Raw genomic sequence first — 17,729 nt, 5'->3', positions numbered from 1 at the left:
GCCGCTACAGCGCAACCGGCGCGCAGTACTGCCCTGCCTGCTTCAGGCTCTGGCACAAGGCCTGCGGCGAACTGACCGGCCCGGCCTCCAGCCGCATGAACACGCCCTTGGCCCCCAAATCGGTCTGAACGACCCGCGGCGACAAGCCCTGAAGGGTGGGAAAGCGCCGGGTCAAGTCCTTCCAGGCCTCCCGCGCCGCCGCTTCCGACTTATACGACGCCAGATGAACCCCGTTGGCGGCACGTTCCCCCGCCGTCGCCGGTCGCGCCGCGGTGGCCGGCTTGGGCACAGCGGCCCGTAGGCTGCGTTGGATCGCGGCAGTCTCGGCCCCAAGATCGGCCGGAGAAACCAGTCCGGCGGCGCGCATGGCCCGTACCCGATCCTCGGCAACCTGTCCCTCCGCCGGTAAGGTCGGCGGCGGCATCAGGCGGGCCCGCTCGCGAGGCTGGGCCGGCAGCAAGGCATCCAAGATTGCCAGACGCTCGGCCGCGAACTGCTCTTGCGTCAACGCTCCATCGGCCAGGGCGGCCCGCAGGGTTCGCAGACGGTCCACCACCTCGTCCGGGGTCGGCGCTGGCAGCCCCAGGCCGGCCCCGTCAGCCAGACCCGGGCGATGGGCCGGCCCTCGCCGTTGCCCAGGCGCGGGGACAAGAAAGCCAGCAGGCGGGAGCCCGGATCCCCGGCTCCCAGAACCGCCCCCACCACCAGCAGCAGCACCGGAATAAAGCGCAGCGCCCGCGGGTCCCGGGCAGCGACCACGGGATCGGGCGGCCGCGGGCGCAACCGGGCGGCGGCGGCGCGGGCTCGGCGGCGGTGGCGGGCCCACAGGGCCCGGGTCAGGGGATCGGCGTCTCCAAGGGCAAGACGGTCGGTGGCGGCGGTCAGCACCCGCTCCGTGGCGCCGGCCTCGAGGCGTCGGCGCGCCTCGTGCGGGCTGGGCCAGCGAAAGCGCCGCAACCCGGCTCCTGTCGTGGCGAGGATCAAGGCGACGCCGATCATCAAGACCAGGGCATGGCCCCAGGCCGGCATCCAGGCGGGCAGGCCCGCCAGGGCCAGGGCCAGCAGCCCCCCCAGGACCGAGGCCAGCGGCCAGAAGGCGGCGCACAGGCGTTCCCAGACCAAAAACAGGCGACTGAGCAACAGCCAGCGCCTCGTCCCCTCCCAAAAGGAGCGGGGGCCGGAGGGGCGGCGCGGGGGCGGGCGGGGGGAGGACAAGCGGGGCTCCCTGCGAAACGGCGTCTCGGCTGAAGATGGGGACAACACCTCGCCGGGAAAAGCAAAAAATGCAAGGTGCTGCTCGTGAAGCGTCTTGTTTTGGGCAGGGTCGGGGTTTGTCTCGCCAGCGCGCCGCCGCCGCCCTGCGTTGACAGGACGAAGGACGGCGCTTATCTGTTCCATCCCGGTTCCCGGTGTCGTCGGGAGCCGTGGGCTCGTCCGCCCGCCACCTTTCCCGCAACCTCGAGGATTTCCATGTTCGGCGCCATTGCCCGGCGGCTTTTCGGAACCGCGAATGACCGGACCATCAAGGGTCTGACCAAGACCGTCGCGGCCATCTCGGCTCTGGAGCCAGAGGTGGAGAGACTGAGCGACGAGGAATTGCGTGCGCGCACCGGCTGGTTCAAGGACCGCCTTGCCGATGGCGAGTCTTTGGAGGCCCTGTTGCCCGAAGCCTTCGCCACCGTGCGCGAGGCCGCCAAGCGGACCTTGGGTCAACGCCATTTCGATGTGCAGTTGATGGGCGGGATCGTGCTGCATCAAGGCCGCATTGCCGAGATGCGCACCGGCGAAGGCAAAACCCTGGTCGCGACCTTGCCTGTGTACCTGAATGCCTTGACCGGCCGGGGCGTGCACGTGGTGACGGTCAACGACTATCTGGCCAAGCGCGACGCCGAGTGGATGGGCCAAGTCTACCGCTTCTTGGGGCTCAGTGTCGGGGTCATTGTCAATGAGATGGACGATGCCCAGCGCCAGGCGGCCTATGCCTGCGACGTGACCTACGGCACCAACAACGAGTTGGGCTTCGACTACCTGCGCGACAACATGAAGCACCGCCTGGAGGATATGGTCCAGCGGCCCTTCTCTTATGCCATCGTGGACGAGGTGGATTCCATCTTGATCGACGAGGCGCGCACCCCCTTGATCATTTCGGGACAAGCCGAGGACAGCTCGGCTCTTTACCGCGCCGTCGATAAACTGATCCCCCACTTGGTGCCCGACGACTACGAGGTGGACGAAAAGGCCCGCGCCGTTACGTTTACCGACGAAGGCTCCGAGCATATCGAGACCTTGCTGCAAGAAACCGGCTTGCTGGTCGAGGGCAGCCTCTACGATGCCCGCAACGTCACGGCCTTGCACCACGCCACCCAGGCCTTGCGCGCCCACAAGCTCTTTGACCGCGATGTGCACTACATGGTGCGAAGCGGCAAGGTCATCATCATTGATGAGTTCACCGGCCGCGCCATGGAGGGCCGGCGCTTCTCCGATGGCTTGCACCAAGCCCTGGAAGCCAAGGAAAACGTCGATATTCGCCCCGAGAACCAGACCCTGGCCTCGATCACCTTCCAGAATTACTTTCGCATGTATCCCCGTCTGGCCGGCATGACCGGCACGGCCATGACCGAGGCCCCCGAGTTCCAGGAGATTTATGGCCTGAGCGTGGTGGATATTCCCACCAACCGTCCGGTCAAGCGCAAGGACCACGACGACGAGGTCTATCGCACGGCCAAGGAAAAGTACGACGCCATCGTGACCTTGATCGACGAGTGCCACAAGCGCGGTCAGCCGGTTCTGGTGGGGACCACGTCCATCGAAAAGTCCGAGATGCTGGCCGAGTTGTTGCGCAAGCACACCACCATCAAGCCCCAGGTGCTTAACGCCCGCTACCACGAACAAGAAGCCTTCATCGTGGCCCAAGCCGGCGTGCCGGGCGCCGTGACCATCGCCACCAACATGGCCGGCCGTGGCACCGACATCCAGCTCGGCGGCAATCTGGACATGCGGGTCCAGCGCGAAATCCCGGCCGACCTGCCCGAAGAGGAGCGCAACGCGCGCATCGCTGCCCTGCGCGTTGATATCGAAGCCAAAAAGACCCAGGCCCTGAACGCGGGCGGTCTCTATGTCATCGGCACCGAGCGCCACGAAAGCCGCCGCATCGACAACCAGTTGCGCGGCCGCTCGGGCCGTCAGGGCGACCCGGGCGCTACCAGCTTCTTCCTGTCGCTGGAAGACGACCTGATGCGTATTTTCGGCACCGACCGCATGGACGGCATGCTGCGCAAGCTGGGCTTGAAGGATGGCGAGGCCATCGTCCACCCCTGGGTCAACAAAGCCCTGGAAAAAGCCCAGCAAAAAGTCGAAGCGCGCAACTTCGAGATCCGCAAGAACCTGCTCAAGTTCGACGACGTCATGAACGACCAGCGCAAGGTCGTCTACGAACAGCGCCGCGATCTGATGATCGTCGAGGACGTGAGCGAGACCGTGTCCGCCATGCGCCACGAAGTCATCGAGGACATGGTGCTGGCCGCCATGCCCCACAAAGCCATGCCCGAGCAGTGGGATGTCGAGGGGCTGGCCGAAAAGGTCGAGCGGATCTTGGGCTTGTCGGTGCCGCTGGCCGACTGGGCCCACGAGGAAGGCATCGCCACCGACGAGGTGTGCGCCCGTCTGGTCGAGGCCGCCGACGCCCACATGGCCGAGCGCGTCGCCCTCTATGGCGCGTCGGTCATTCGTATGGTCGAAAAGAGCCTGCTGCTGCAAATCCTGGATGGCGTGTGGAAGGAACATCTGCTGCACCTGGAGCACCTGCGCCAAGGCATTTCCTTGCGCGCCTACGGCCAGCGCGACCCGCTCAACGAATACAAGTCGGAAGCCTTCTCGCTGTTCCAGGCTATGCTGTCCGAACTGCGCGAGCGGGTCACGGCGGTGTTGTGCAACGTTCAGCTCAACTTCGAGCCGCCGCCCCAGGCCCAGACCGAGCCCCCGATCCCGACCTCGGCGACCGGCCCCGTCGCCATGAGCGTGACCGGTCACCCCATCGATCCCCAGCGCCCCGAAACCTGGGGGCCGGTCTCGCGCAACGAGCCTTGCCCTTGCGGTTCGGGCAAAAAGTACAAGCACTGCCACGGCGCGCTGGCTTAAGCGGCAGCCCCATTTGCCAAAAGTCTCAAGGAGTGTCATCTTGAAGACACACGAGGGAGGGAGTGGCCCGCTCTCTCCCCCGTCCCGGGGTCCCCGGGGGGACTGGCGAGGGCGGTCGAAACCGGACGCCGGGTCCCCAAGCACTGGACGGGGACAGGAGCGATGCCGTGAACAAGATCCTGGTCGTGCTCTTTGTGTTTTTGACCGGCCTTGGCGCCGTTCAGGCCGACGAGCCGTTGCGGGTGGGGCTGCTGGCCTGTCGTGATGTGGCCAGAACGCGGGCTCAGTGGCAGCCCTTGGCCCAGTATCTGCAAGAGGCCCTGGGGGGCTCCGTCGTGGTGGAGGCCTATGGCACCCCGGAGATGAACGCGGCGGTGAGCGCCGTGGCCCTTGACGTGGTGATCACCAATCCATCCCATTACAGCGTTTTGAAAGCCCGCTCTGCCGTGTCGGCCCCCGTGGCCACCAAGGTGGTCCGCGAGGGGGAAAAGGCCCTGAGTTCGTTTGGCGGGGTTATCTTGGGGCGCGCCGACGACCCCCAGATCACGACCTTGTCCGATCTCGTCGGCAAGCGGGTGGCTACGCCGTCCGTGGAGTCCTTGGGGAGCTTCCAGGTGCAAGCCTTCGAACTGCTGGCCGCCGGGGTACCCATCCCCCAGGGCGAGCAGATCCTGGTCACCGGCATGCCCCATGACAGGGCCGTGGAGGCTCTGCTTGAGGGGCGCGTCGATGTCGCCTTTGTGCACACCAGCGAGATGGAAGCCATGGTGGCCAAAGGGACGCTCGACCCGGCCTCAGTGCGGGTGTTGCATCGCCAGGAGGAGCCGTTTTTTCCGCACGCGACCTCGACCCGGCTGTATCCCGAGTGGCCCGTGGCGGTGCGGCCCGGTTTGGAGGCCGACCGGGCCCGGCGGTTGACGGTGGCCTTGTTGACCCTTGGGGAGCACACAGAGCTGGCGCACGCTCTGGGGATCGAGGGGTTTACCATTCCCGCCGACTATGGCCCGGTGGAGGAGGTTTTGCACCGGATGCGTGCGCCGCCTTTCGATGCGCCGCCGTTTTTTTCCCTGGCCGATCTTTGGGGGCGCTATCGAAGCGCTGTTGTCGCTGTTTTGGTGTTTTGCCTGCTGCTGGGGGCGGCGGTTGGGATTTTGGAGTGGCAAAACAAAAGGGTTCGTCAAGGGAGATTGCGCTTTTCCAAGCTGTTCGAGGCGTCTCCTCAACCCATGCTGATCTTAGTCGAGGATCGCTTTACCGAGTGCAATGCCGCCGCCTTGCATGTCCTGGGGTGCCGTAGCAAAAGCGAGATAGTCGGGCGGGGGCCTCTCGACATTTCCCCCGAGATCCAGCCCGACGGCCGCCCCTCGCGGCAGATCCACGAGGAGATCAGGCAAGCGGCGCTTGGCGGCCAGTCCCCGTGCTTTGAGTGGGTCCACGCTCGTGCCGATGGCTCGCCGATGATCACCTACGTGTGTATCAACCGCATTGATCTGGACTTGCGGCCCGCGCTGGTTTGCGTCTGGCACGACATCACCCGCAGCAAGGCCCTGGAGGCCGAGTTGCAACGCTCCAACACCGAGTTGGAGCATTTCGCCCACGTGGCCTCCCATGACTTGCGCCAACCCTTGCGCATGGTCAGCAGCTACCTGGACTTGATCAATCGCCGGCTGGGACCCGACGCCACCGGTGAGATGCGGGATTTCATCGACTTTGCCCTCGGCGGGGCCCGGCGTATGGACCAACTGATCGTCGCCTTGCTCGACTACTCGCGGGTCGGCAGCCTCACCACGCCCCGGGAATCCATTGATCTGGCGACCGTCGTTCGCGAGGCCCTGGAGAACCTGCGCGTTGCCACGCGCGAGAGCGAGGCTCGCATTGATCTGGGGACCCCCTTGCCCACCGTGTTAGGCAATCGTATCGACTTGGTTCGTTTGTTCCAAAACCTGATTGGCAACGCCATCACCTATCGGCAAAAGACCCTCTCTCCGGTCATTTCTGTGAGCGGGTGGAACAGCGGCAAAGAGGTGGTGATCGAAGTCACCGACAATGGCATCGGCATCGCGTCGGAGGATCAAGACCGGGTGTTCGCCCTGTTCCAACGGGCCCGAACCGACGAACCGCGCGAGGGGACCGGGTTGGGCTTGGCGGTGTGCAAGAAGATCATGACCCGTCATGGCGGCAGGATCACGGTACGGTCCCAGCCCGGTCGCGGGAGTACCTTTGTCTTGAGCTTTCCGAAGGGGGCGGGAGGCTAGAAGAGAAAAGGCTGGGGAGGCCAGCCTCCCCAGGCCCCTTCTTTTGTGCGGGCTTATTCGGCCGGCAACCCTTTTCGTGCGGCGAAGCGGTAGGGATGGGCGGGGTAGACCCCGAGGACCCGAACTTCTTTGGTGAAGTGCCCCAGTTCTTCCAGGGCGCGGGTGAGGGGGGCATCTTCGGGACGGCCCTCGACGTCGGCATAGAACTGGGTGGCGACAAAGGTTCCGCCCACCTGGTAGCTCTCCAGCTTGGTCATGTTGATGCCATTGGTGGCAAAGCCGCCCAGGGCCTTGTACAGCGCCGCCGGCACGTTGCGCACCTGGAAGACAAAGGTGGTGATGCACGCCAGATCATCGCGGGGCACCACCGGCTCGCGGGCCATGACCAGGAAGCGGGTGGTGTTGTGGTTTTCGTCTTCAATGTTGGCGCACAGGGACTCCAGGCCATAAAACTCGCCGGCCAGTTCGCTGGCGATGGCCGCTTCGTTGGGGCGGCGCTGCTCCGCCAGTTCGGCCGCCGCGCCGGCCGTGTCGGCGTGGACGATGGCGGTCAGGCCGTGGGCCTTGATGAACTTGCGGCATTGGCCCAGCGCGTGGACATGGCTGCGCACGACCTTGACGCTTTCGAGCGGCGTGCCGGGCACGACCAACAGGTGGTGGCTTACCTTGAGGAAGAACTCGTTGACGATGAACAAGCCAGAATCGGGCATCAGGTGGTGAATGTCGGCAACGCGGCCGGCCACCGAGTTTTCAATGGGCAGCACGGCATGGCGGGCCCGGCCTTCGCGCACCGCAGCAAAGGCGTCCTCGAACGCCGGGCAGGGCAGCACCGACCAGCCGGGAAACAGGCGCGTGCACGCCATATGGGAATAGGCCCCGGGCAGGCCCTGGAAGGCCACGGTCACGGTGGGATCGCTCATGGACGGCGCACTCCAAGGGAAGGAAACAACAAGACGCTCACGCCCGGGGCGCCAGGGCGGCGCGGGCTCGCTCCAGGTCCTCGGGGGTATCCACGCCAAGCGGCACGGTCTCGACCAGGGCCGCCTCAATGCGCAAATGATGCTCCAGGGCGCGCAACTGCTCCAGCCGCTCGCGCTGCTCCAGCACGCCGGGCGCCCAGCCGACAAAAGCCGCCAGCGCGGCCCGGCGCCACGCATAGAGCCCAATATGGTGGTAAAGCGGCCCGTCGCCGGACGGCACGCTGGCCCGGCTGAAATAGAGGGCGCGGGCGTGGCGCGCGCCGGGGGCAAAGCCGGCCACTGCCTTGACCACGTTGGGATTGGTGCGTTCTTCCGGGCGGGTGATGGCACACACCGGGGTGGCGATGTCGATGCTCGGATCGGTGGCTAGAGCGCGCAACGTTTCGCGCAGAACTTGGGGGGCGAGGGTCGGTAGATCGCCTTGGACGTTGAGGATGACATCGTGGCGGCCTTCGGGGTCGCGTCGGCACAGGGCCTGCCACACCCGGTCCGAGCCGCTTGGCAGATCGGGGGCGGTCAACTCGGCTTCGCCGCCAACCGCGTGGATCGCGGCCACGATTTCGGGATCGCCCGCCGCCACCAGAACCGGGCCCAGATCCGCTTCAAGGGCTCGGCGCCAGACGTGGACGATCATCGGTTCGCCGTGGATGTCGGCCAGCGGTTTGTTGGGTAGGCGGGTCGCCGCCAGACGTGCGGGAATGACCAGAAGGGGGGTCATGATTTCAACTTTCCGTCCTCGGGAGAAAGGAAGGCTGGGGAGGCTGGCCTCCCCAGACCCCTCAGTCCCTTGGGGATCATCAACGCGGCGTTGTGAGCCGATTATTCGCGCGCGCGCAACAAGAACTCGCGGCCTACCTTGACCCGCGCTTCGCCATTGTAGGAGATGATGTCGGCGGTGGCGTAGGTTTCGTTCCAGTTCTCGGGCAGATAAGACCCGGTGCCGATAACATCGACCGGGGCCTTGGCATAGGCCATCACCCGGCACTTGGCCGGGGAAAAGCCCGAGGAGGCAATCAGGCGCACGGCGGGGAAGCCGGCCCGGTCCAGGGTTTCGCGCATGTGCCACAAGGCGGCGGCCGAGACGCCGGTGCCAATCAGGTAGCGCAACTCGGTTTCCGAGCGGTAGCCGCGGATCGCCTCGCGGGCGTTGCGCTCCAGGACACTGTAAGAGGTCTGGGTGTCCAGGCCCTCGACGAAGCGCCCGCCGTGGGTATCGAGGCGCATGCCCAACTTGCCCTCGGCCGCCAACTCGGGAAAGCGGCGGCAAACGGCCAGGGCATCGGTGATTTCCTGGCCGAAGTAATCGACGAGGACGATCAGATCCACCTCGGGGTGGGTCTCGTGGAACATCTCGGCGGCGCGCAACGTCGAGCCGGCATAGCCGATCAGGCTGTGGGGCATGGTGCCCCGGCCCTCGTCCTGGCCAAAGTAGTGGGCGGTGGCGTCGGTGGCGTTGCCGACAAAGCCCTTGGCGTCGCCCTTGCGCCGGGCCCGCTGCCCGCCGACCGAGGCGGCATAAGCCATGAGATCGGCCATTTCAGTCCCGGCGCAGTGGCGGGCATCCATGGCCAGGAAGGCGACCGTGGGCAGGTCCATGCACATGTGAAAGGCATTGTAGGCCGCGACGCAGCACGCCCCCAGCTTCTGGAGAAACAAGGTCTCCAGTTCGGACAGCGCGGCAAACGAGCCGGTGAGATACACCATCGGCTCGCCGGCGCCCACCCATTCGCTCTCCTTATAAAGGGGGGTGATGTCCACGGGGGTGCCGCGCTCGGCCGCCACGTTTTTCAGCCAGTCGAGGGCCAGACGCGGCGCAAACAGCACCGGACGGCGCATGAACACGGCATAAGTCACCGTGACATCCCCGAACCGCCGGACCACATCGGCGGTGCGGGAAAAATACTTGTCGGTCCACTGCGCGACCTCGGCCGCACCGGGCCAGCGATCGGAGCGCCTGTCCATGGTCCTCTCCTCCACACTCCCCGCTCAGGCGCGGGATTGGGCCCGTAGGCGGCTGCGTTCGGCCTTCAGGGCCTCGGCGATCAAGAACGCCAGTTCCAGGGACTGGCTGGCGTTCAGGCGGGGGTCGCAATGGGTATGATAGCGATCGCCCAGGGCGGCCTCGGTGATCTCCTGGGCGCCGCCGATGCACTCGGTCACGTCGGCCCCGGTCATTTCAAAGTGCACGCCGCCCGGGTGGGTGCCCTCGGCGCGGTGCACGGCAAAGAACTCGGTGACTTCCTGCAAGATCTTGAGGAAGTCGCGCGTTTTGTAGCCGCTGCTGGCCTTGACCGTGTTGGCGTGCATGGGATCGCACGACCACACCACGTTGCGGCCCTCGCGGGTGATGGCGCGGATCAAGGGCGGCAGGCCCTCGGTCACCTTGCCCGCCCCCATGCGCACGATGATGGTCAGACGGCCCGGCTCGTTGTGCGGGTTCAGCACGTCGCACAGCCGCAACAGGTCGTCGGTCTTCATCGACGGGCCCGCCTTGACCCCCACCGGGTTGGCAATGCCGCGCAGGTACTCGATATGGGCCCCATCAAGCTCGCGGGTGCGATCGCCCACCCACAGGAAATGCGACGAACACCCATACCAGCGCCCGGTCAGCGAGTCGGTGCGGGTTAAGGCCTGCTCGTAGTTGAGCAGCAGCGCCTCGTGGCTGGTGTAGAAGTCGGTCTCGCGCATCTGTGGCACGGATTCGGCGGTGAAGCCGCAGGCGTGCATGAAGTCCAGGGATTCGGCGATACGATCGGCGAAGGCGCCATAGCGCTCGGCCTGCGGGCTGCCCTGGACAAAGCCCAGGGTCCATTCGTGCACCTGGGCCAGATGGGCAAAGCCGCCCTGGGCAAAGGCGCGCAGGAGGTTCAAGGTGGCGGCCGACTGGTGATAGACCCGCAGCAAGCGGTCGGGATTGGGAATGCGGGCGTCCAGGTCGGCATCCATGGCATTGACCATGTCGCCGCGATAGCTGGGCAACTCCTTGCCTTCGACGGTCTCGAACGGCGCGCTGCGCGGTTTGGCGAACTGACCGGCCATGCGCCCCACCTTGACCACCGGCAAGGCGGCGCCAAAGGTCAGCACCACGGCCATTTGCAGCATCACGCGGAAGGTATCGCGGATGGTGTTGGCCGAGAACTCGGCGAAGCTTTCGGCGCAGTCGCCGCCTTGCAGCAAGAAAGCCTTGCCCTCGCCGACCCGGGCCAGGGCGCTTTGCAAGGAACGGGCTTCGCCGGCAAACACGAGCGGGGGAAATCGCGCCAGCTCCGCTTCGACGGCCGCGAGATGCGCGGCATCCGGGTAGTCCGGCATCTGCCGGGCGGGCTTCAAGCGCCAGCTGTCCGGGGTCCAGGTCGAGGCCATGGCGGGCGATTCCTTAGCGTGTGAGGGCGTCGAGAGATCCTTAGGCGAGAAGGGTTCGATATACGCAAGCGATTTCCTCCTGACCAGCGAAAAAGCCGCCCAGGATCGGAGGGGTCTGGGGAGGCCTCGCCGCCCCAGCCTTCCCTTTGTCTCTCCCCCCCCCTTCGTTCCTTTGGCCATGGTTGACTTGACCGCCTCGGGGGGTATGGTTGTGGCCCGGCCCAGACCCTCTCGCTGCCGGTTCTTTACGCCTTCGCGTGTGCCCACGACCCTGGGACCTGCCGGAGGCCCCCTCCCCAAGACATTCGCAGGAGCGACCAGGACGCCATGACCGACCAGTCCCTGAGCCAGATCATTGATGCCGCCTGGGAAGAGCGCGACGCTTTGACCCCGGCCACCCACGGTCCGGTGCGCGACGCCGTTGAAGCGGCGCTGGACGGCCTTGATCGGGGCACCCTGCGCGTCGCGGAAAAGATCGACGGGACCTGGACCGTCCATCAGTGGCTCAAGAAAGCGGTGCTGCTGTCCTTTCGCCTGTCCGACATGACCGTCATGACCGGTGGCCCGGCCGGCGCCGTCTGGTGGGACAAGGTGCCCGGCAAGTTCGAGGGCTGGGACGCTGCGCGCTTTCAGGAGGCGGGCTTTCGCGCCGTGCCCACTTGCGTCGTGCGTCGCTCGGCCTATGTTGCTCCCGGGGCGATCTTGATGCCGTGCTTCATCAATCTGGGCGCTCGCGTTGGCGAGGGCACGATGATCGACACTTGGGCCACCGTCGGCTCCTGTGCCCAGATCGGGCGCAATGTCCATCTGTCGGGCGGCGCGGGCATCGGCGGCGTGCTGGAGCCGCTCCAGGCGGGGCCGGTGATCATTGAGGACAACTGCTTTATTGGCGCCCGTTCGGAAGTGGCCGAGGGCGTGATCGTCGAAACCGGCGCCGTGCTGTCGATGGGCGTGTTTATCGGCGCTTCGACCCGGGTCATCGACCGCGAGACCGGCGAGGTCTTCATGGGCCGCGTGCCGGCCGGTGCCGTCGTCGTTCCCGGCACCTTGCCCGGCAAGCCGCTGCCCGATGGCACCCCGGGGCCGGGTCTGGCCTGCGCCGTCATCGTCAAGCGGGTGGATGAACGGACCCGCGCCAAGGTGTCCATCAACGATCTGCTGCGCGATCTGCCGCGCTAAGGAGTCCCTGGTGAGTCCTCTTGCGTCCGAGTGGACGGCCGACGCCCTGGCCGATCCCGTGCCCCTGGCCCGCGCTCTGATCGCCTGTCCCAGCGTGACCCCGGCCGATAACGGCGCGCTCGATGTGGTGCAAGCAGCGCTCACCGCTTTGGGCTTCGCCGTCGAGCGCCTTTCTTTCGGCGAGGAGGGAGGCGAGGGTGATCAGGCCCGGGTGGATAACCTGTTCGCCCGGCGCGGTTCCGGCCGGCCGGTGCTGGCTTTCGCCGGCCACACCGACGTGGTGCCGGCGCCGGCAGACAGTGGCTGGACCCGCGATCCCTTTGCCGCCGATGTCGAGGACGGCCTGCTCTATGGCCGGGGCGCCGTGGATATGAAGGGGGCCATCGCCTGCTTCATCGCCGCCGTGGCCCGGCTGCCGCGCGATCACCCGGGGCCGCTGGCCTTCCTCATCACCGGCGACGAGGAGGGGCCGGCCCTTCATGGCACCGTGCGTGTCTTGGAGTGGATGCAAGCCCAGGGCATTACGGTCGATCACTGTCTGGTCGGTGAGCCCACCAACCCCGAGGCTCTGGGCGAGGCCCTCAAGATCGGCCGACGTGGCAGTCTCTCGGCCACCATCACCTTGCGCGGGCAAGGAGGCCATGTGGCCTACCCGCACCGGGCCGACAATCCCGTGCACCGGCTGGTGCGCTTGGCGGCGGATTTGACGGCGGCGCCCCTCGATCGCGGCAGCGCCCACTTCGAGCCCTCCAGCATGCAACTGACCAGCTTGGATGTGGGCAATCCCACCCCTAACCTCATCCCGGCCCAGGCTCGCGTGACCCTCAACATTCGCTTCAACGATCATCACACCGGGGCCTCGCTCCAGCGTTGGCTCGAAGAGCGCGCGCTTCAGGCCTGCGATGGGCGACGCGACGCCTTCACCTTGGTCACGAAGCTCAGTGGCGAGGCGTTCGTGACCGAGCCTGGGCGCTTGACCACCTTGCTGGAAGACGCCTGCTTGGCGGTGGTCGGGCGGCGTCCGGTTCTTTCCACCTCCGGCGGCACATCCGACGCGCGGTTCATTCGCGCTGTTTGCCCGGTGGTTGAATTTGGCCTTGTCGGGCAGACCATGCACAAGGCGGACGAAGCGGTCGCCCTGGCGGATCTGGAGTCCTTGACCCAGATTTATCATCGCTTCCTGGAACGCTATCTTGAGGCCCCGGAATGAGCGCTGCCTTTACGGCCCGAATCGTGGCCGGTCTTGGCCTGTTGTTGCGTCTGGACATCCGGGCCTTTGCTCTTCTGGGCGAGACGCCGGCCGATGCCGCGCGCAGCTTTTGGGCCGCCGTGGTCCTGGCTCCGCTGTATCTGCTTTATATGCTGCTGGAGTTTCAAGGGGGAGCGGGCGGCAGTCCCTTCGGCCCGTATGGCCTGCTCAAGCTGCTGCATTACGTTCTAGGCTGGGCGCTGTACCCCGTCATGATGGAGATCTTGTGTCGGCTGCTTGATCGACGGGCGCTCTTTTATCGCTGGCTGGCGGCGTACAACTGGCTTCAGGTGCCCGTCATGCTGGCTTTTCTGCCTTTGACCGGCCTTGCGGCCTTCGGTCTCGCCCCGTTGCCGGTGGTGGCCTTTTTGAACAGCCTCGTGTTTTTGGTGATGACGTTTTATTTGGGGGTTGTCGCTCGGGGCGGCCTGCGGGTGCCGATGATCACCGTGGTCGGCGTGGTGTTTTTGGATTTGATTGTTGGCGAGGCCTTGCACGAGGCCTTTTTGCCCCTCCTGCTGCCGTTGCAGACCGGCGCGCAGGGGGTCGATGGGGGGTTCTAAAGGGGCGCCAAGCAGCACAGCCCCTCCCTTCGAGCAGAGCTAAGGCCTCAGCGGTTGGCGTTCTGATTGACGAAGGCCTCTAGGTCCACGTGGGCGACCCGCCACTCCCGGCCAAACTTGACGGCGCGCAGGTGTTTGTCGCGAATCCACTGACGCACGGTGGCTTCCCGGACTTTGAGCAGGTCCGCGACCTCGCGCACGGTCAAAAGGGGTTGGCGCAGCATGACTCCCGGATTCCGGCTGACCTGAGACCGCCCCACGCTCGCGGCGGGGCCTCCCTGTGACACCACTATGACCGTGTCGGCCGCGCCCCGCAAGCGGCTCGCCCACCCAGGGCGATCGGGTGACAGGGGCTTCTGGCGAGGATAGACAGAAAGGCAAGGGGGGGGGAGACGATCGGGAGATGGGGCCTCCCCAGCCTTGAAACCACCCCGCACGCGCCATGATTAAGCCACAGAGCGCCGGTGTAATATTTTCAAGAAAGAGACCGATCGTGTCGTCCTTCTTCCTAGGGAGAAGAGAGGTGCGTTGTTTTGTCCAAGCCCACGGGTAGGGCTTTGTCTCCGCCGTTGCGGGGGGGCAGCCTGCGCCCCTCAGAGCGGTTCTTTCTGAATTCAGCGTTTTTTCAATGAGATGGCATCGCTTTGGGGGAAGTTCCTCCCGGAGTCTGCACCCCTTGCTCGCTTTGTTCCGACTAAGATCGTCGGATTTTTTTCTTGACTCACGGGGCGCTCCAGAGCGATAGTCATCTCACGGGATTGGTGCCCGGGTCCGATTACCTCCCGGATCTCAAGGCAACAGTTCCAGACCGGCGCCATCTTCGCCGTGCATGGCCCGAAGATGGAGTACCGGATGCCACGAGGTGTCCAGGCACCTTGGGTAACGCTAGCCCGGCCCAAGGAATTCCGTTGGTCAGACAAGGCCCCCGCCCCGGCACCCCCTCAGCCGGACGGGGGCCTTCTAATTTGTCTTCCTCCGAGAAATCGGGCCTCCGGTCGAAGGGGAAGATGATGGCAGGGGCAGCCCCGCCTCTTTCCCGGGAAGAGGTTTTGGGGGGCTGGAGAGGAGCCGACTCTTGCCGTCTTTTCACCTCCTGGAAGAGACGAGGGTGGGAGTTGGGGTCCACAGGGGAAATGTCGGGACATGGCCGCCGTGGCCAGCGCCTGGAAAAACCCGCTAGCCCGTTTCCAGGCACGCACATGATCTTTCCCGAGGCCCCCGGTGAAGAAGCCGGGGGCCCCCTTTGTATTTCCAAAGGTTGGTCCTGGGGGAGGTGCCAGCGGCCTGTCGCGTGAGCGGGGGCGCTTGCTTTCGACTCGACTGGTCAGGGGGGGTGGTCTATTTCCGACAAAGAAACTTGGTTTTTCCCTTGACCCCAGCCCCCCAGTCCGCCATAGTCAGTGCAAGAGATCGACTTGGCGCCCCGCTCCCTCCCGGGCAACGCCTCCTCCTCTCGGTGACCAAGGATGGCGGACCGAGGGTTCTGCACAACCCCGGTCGTAGCAGGGACGTCCTAGCCCCGCCCCGGACTAATCCTGGTCTTTCAGAGCCCCCGCCGGTTCCCTCCCCGGCAGGGGGCCTTCTGCTGTTGGGCCGGAGGGCTGAACGATGGCGAGGCTTCGCCCGGCCCGAGAAAATTAAGACAAAAGGCTGTGTCCAGGCCTTGAGAAATGCGCCATCCCCCCTATCTCTTCGAATAAGACCGCAGCTTCCTTCGACCCCTCCCGAAGATCGCGCGCGGATCATCGCCGGTTTGGCCTGGGCGACGGGCGTCCCCCCCCCCTTGTCCGTTGCCCCCGCCGGCAAAACGACCCCCGTTCCGGCTTCCCCTCGGCTGGAACGGGGGTTTTTTACGTCGCTGTGCGGGCCTTGCCGCGGCTCTTGCCCAGAGCCCGTGGGTCAGAGCAGCCAAGGATCCGATGTGTCCTCTTCCTCCAAGGTCAGGCCCCCAGCCATCAGATCGGCTAGGGCGGCGCGCAGGGCATCGGGTTTCACCGGCTTGTGGAGCAAGGGAAGGCCACTGGCATCGGCCTCGCGCAGCCGCTGCGGCGCGGTGTCGCCGGTGAGCAGGAGGGCGGGAATCGGCAGGCCCACGGCGGCGCGGATCATCGCCACGGCATCGACCCCGGTTGCCCCGCCGCCCAGGCGGTAGTCGGCAATGATGACATCGGGCGGGGTGAGCAGTCCGCCCGACTCCAGGCCTTCCAGCAGATGTCCCAGATCGCCGAAGGCCAGGACCTCGCAGTCCCATCCCTCCAGGACCAGGGTCAAGCCATCTAGGATCGTGGGGTCGTCGTCGATCAGCATGACGGTGAGGCCGTGGGCGGCCTTGGGGTCGGCGCCGAGCAGCCCGCTGCCTCGCTCATCGGGGGCCACGCCATGCGCTGCCGCCAGGACCAGGGAAAAGCGCGAGCCCCGCCCCGGGACGGAGGCGAGGCTGACCTCGGCGCCAAGCAGCGAGGCGACGCGCCGGACAATGGACAGACCGAGGCCCAGACCCTCCCCCTTTTCTCGGGCCGGGTTATCGACCTGATAAAAGTCCTCGAACACCAAGGCGTGCTGGTCGCGGGGGATGCCCGGGCCAGAATCGAGAACCTGAATCTCCACCCGTCCCCGGGGACGACGGCGCACGCCCAGGAGCACGTGGCCAACTCTCGTGTAGCGCACCGCATTGCCAAGGAGGTTGCGGACAATGATTTCAACCAAGGCAGGGTCGGCATGGCCGTGGGCGCTGGTGGGGACGAGGCGCAGGGCCAGGCCTCGCCCGGTGGCCACCGGCTGGAACTCCTCGGCGAGACGGGCGAGCAGAGGCCCTACCGGGGTGTCGCGGGCCTCGCAACGCATCAGGCCGGCGTCGAGGCGCGAGATGTCGAGCAAGGTGTTGAGGAGGCCGGTCAAGGCTTCGGTGGTTTTTTCGATCCGTTCGATGAGGGCGGCCTGCCGGGGGTCGGTTTCGCGCCGGGCCAAGACCGCGATGAACATGGCCAGGGCCTGCAAGGGCTGGCGCAGGTCGTGGCTGGCGGCGGCCAGGAAGCGGGTTTTGGCCCGGCTGGTGCGTTCGGCCTCTTCCTTGGCGGCACGCAGGCGTTCATCAACGCGGTGTTCCTCCGTGACGTCGCGCAGGTGCAAAACCACCCCTGGGGCATCCCCGGGACGGTGGCGGGGGATGGCGGCGCCCACCTCGCCCCAGAGCGGCTCGCCCTGGGCACCGCGAAAACGCAACCGAACCGTCAGCGCGGTGTCCGGCCCGGCGCGCAGGCGGCGCAACAAGTCGCGCGCGATTTCCCGATCGTCGGGCATAACCACGTCATCCAAGGTGCCCAGGGCGTCAGGGGCCAGGCCCAGCAAGGTGGTCATGGCCCGGTTGACCTGCCAAAAGCGGCCATCCTGCCCCAGCAGGGCCATGCCATGACCGGCGGCGTCGAAGGTGCTGTGGAGTCGCTCCTCGCTATCGGCCAAGGCCAAGCTGAGGTCGCGGGCTTCGGTGATATCGCGGGCGCGCACCGCCACCAGCCCCTCCGGCAGCGGCGTGAAGCGCACCGACCACCAGCGACCGTCGCTCTGGTCCTCCAGGGTCTCCGCCACGCCACAGGCGCCGACCCGCGCCAACGCCGCGTATCTCGCCTGTCCTGCCGTGTCCGAGAGGCCGGTGATCAGGGTTTCGGGGCCGGGCGGGGCGCTGGACAAGCGCTGACGGGCGCGCGCATTGGCAAACACCACGCGGGCGCTTTGATCCACCACGGTCACGTCATCGTCCAGGCTGTCGAGAAGGGCGGCAATGAGCGGCGGGACATCCAAGGCCATCGGGCTGTCTTTCTTGGTCGAGAGGCGGAGCCCTTTTGTTGTGGACCGCAGGCGCGCTGGGAAAAACCAAAAAAACTCTGGGGCACACTGTCTTGTGTCTTGGCGGTGGCGGTCGCCCCGCGTGTTCGGGACAAAAACTAACGCCGCCAGGACACAAGACGGTCCACGCCCCGAAGCCCCTCAAGAAAAATGCCGGAGG

13 protein-coding genes are annotated in these 17,729 nt (G+C 66.1%); 5 read left to right on the top strand and 8 right to left on the bottom strand.

From position 1 onward, the window contains the following. Positions 1-4 precede the first annotated feature (4 nt). On the bottom strand, positions 5-553 hold the full coding sequence (locus RSPPHO_RS04685) for a hypothetical protein (RefSeq protein ID WP_051013668.1): 549 nt from the start codon (positions 551-553) through the stop codon (positions 5-7). Further along, positions 505-1,215 carry a DUF4175 family protein gene (locus RSPPHO_RS17570; RefSeq protein ID WP_051013666.1) on the bottom strand — a complete coding sequence of 237 codons (711 nt, stop codon included), beginning with the start codon at positions 1,213-1,215 and terminating at the stop codon, positions 505-507. The genes RSPPHO_RS04685 and RSPPHO_RS17570 overlap by 49 nt, the downstream gene beginning before the upstream one ends. 255 nt (positions 1,216-1,470) lie before the next feature. Here RSPPHO_RS17570 and secA point away from each other — a divergent pair, with 255 nt between their 5' ends. Together secA and RSPPHO_RS17565 are read left to right on the top strand one after the other, a co-directional pair. After that, positions 1,471-4,137, top strand: a complete 2,667-nt coding sequence (gene secA, locus RSPPHO_RS04675) for a preprotein translocase subunit SecA (RefSeq protein ID WP_041794251.1) — start codon at positions 1,471-1,473, stop codon at positions 4,135-4,137. A 167-nt stretch (positions 4,138-4,304) separates the two neighbouring features. Next, the gene (locus RSPPHO_RS17565; protein ID WP_051013664.1) at positions 4,305-6,392 is read left to right on the top strand and encodes a PhnD/SsuA/transferrin family substrate-binding protein; all 2,088 of its coding nucleotides are present in this window, start codon (positions 4,305-4,307) and stop codon (positions 6,390-6,392) included. Positions 6,393-6,445: 53 nt separating this feature from the next. Here the strand turns inward: RSPPHO_RS17565 and RSPPHO_RS04665 are convergent, their stop codons facing one another. The 4 genes from RSPPHO_RS04665 to RSPPHO_RS04650 all read right to left on the bottom strand — a co-directional run bounded on the left by RSPPHO_RS04665 (position 6,446) and on the right by RSPPHO_RS04650 (position 10,735). Then, complete coding sequence (locus RSPPHO_RS04665) at positions 6,446-7,312, bottom strand: prephenate dehydratase (RefSeq protein WP_041794248.1); 867 nt, start codon at positions 7,310-7,312, stop codon at positions 6,446-6,448. A 37-nt stretch (positions 7,313-7,349) separates the two neighbouring features. Then, positions 7,350-8,090 (bottom strand): 3-deoxy-manno-octulosonate cytidylyltransferase, encoded by a 741-nt coding sequence (locus RSPPHO_RS04660; RefSeq protein WP_041794245.1) that lies wholly within the window; start codon positions 8,088-8,090, stop codon positions 7,350-7,352. A gap of 101 nt (positions 8,091-8,191) precedes the next feature. After that, the gene (locus tag RSPPHO_RS04655) at positions 8,192-9,334 is read right to left on the bottom strand and encodes a nicotinate phosphoribosyltransferase (RefSeq protein WP_041794243.1); all 1,143 of its coding nucleotides are present in this window, start codon (positions 9,332-9,334) and stop codon (positions 8,192-8,194) included. A gap of 24 nt (positions 9,335-9,358) precedes the next feature. Beyond that, positions 9,359-10,735, bottom strand: a complete 1,377-nt coding sequence (locus tag RSPPHO_RS04650; RefSeq protein ID WP_041794239.1) for a class II 3-deoxy-7-phosphoheptulonate synthase — start codon at positions 10,733-10,735, stop codon at positions 9,359-9,361. 327 nt (positions 10,736-11,062) lie between these two features. Here RSPPHO_RS04650 and dapD point away from each other — a divergent pair, with 327 nt between their 5' ends. The 3 genes from dapD to RSPPHO_RS04635 are packed head-to-tail and all read left to right on the top strand — an operon-like array spanning position 11,063 to position 13,726. Continuing rightward, positions 11,063-11,914: a 2,3,4,5-tetrahydropyridine-2,6-dicarboxylate N-succinyltransferase gene (gene dapD, locus RSPPHO_RS04645; protein WP_014414113.1), complete on the top strand. Its 852-nt coding sequence runs from the start codon at positions 11,063-11,065 to the stop codon at positions 11,912-11,914. Between the two features lie 10 nt (positions 11,915-11,924). Further along, on the top strand, positions 11,925-13,124 hold the full coding sequence (dapE, locus tag RSPPHO_RS04640; RefSeq protein WP_041794233.1) for a succinyl-diaminopimelate desuccinylase: 1,200 nt from the start codon (positions 11,925-11,927) through the stop codon (positions 13,122-13,124). Beyond that, the gene (locus tag RSPPHO_RS04635) at positions 13,121-13,726 is read left to right on the top strand and encodes a hypothetical protein (protein ID WP_014414110.1); all 606 of its coding nucleotides are present in this window, start codon (positions 13,121-13,123) and stop codon (positions 13,724-13,726) included. Before dapE ends, RSPPHO_RS04635 begins: the two co-directional genes overlap by 4 nt. Before the next feature lie 47 nt (positions 13,727-13,773). On the opposite strand, the gene RSPPHO_RS04630 is transcribed toward RSPPHO_RS04635, so the two are convergent. Beyond that, positions 13,774-13,950, bottom strand: a complete 177-nt coding sequence (locus RSPPHO_RS04630; protein WP_041794224.1) for a helix-turn-helix domain-containing protein — start codon at positions 13,948-13,950, stop codon at positions 13,774-13,776. Between the two features lie 1,675 nt (positions 13,951-15,625). Then, positions 15,626-17,530, bottom strand: a complete 1,905-nt coding sequence (locus tag RSPPHO_RS04625) for a PAS domain-containing hybrid sensor histidine kinase/response regulator (RefSeq protein WP_014414109.1) — start codon at positions 17,528-17,530, stop codon at positions 15,626-15,628. Between the last annotated feature and the right edge of the window lie 199 nt (positions 17,531-17,729).

Source organism: Pararhodospirillum photometricum DSM 122, from assembly GCF_000284415.1.
GTDB lineage: Bacteria > Pseudomonadota > Alphaproteobacteria > Rhodospirillales > Rhodospirillaceae > Pararhodospirillum > Pararhodospirillum photometricum.
This window is presented reverse-complemented; position numbering and strand designations above follow the sequence as displayed.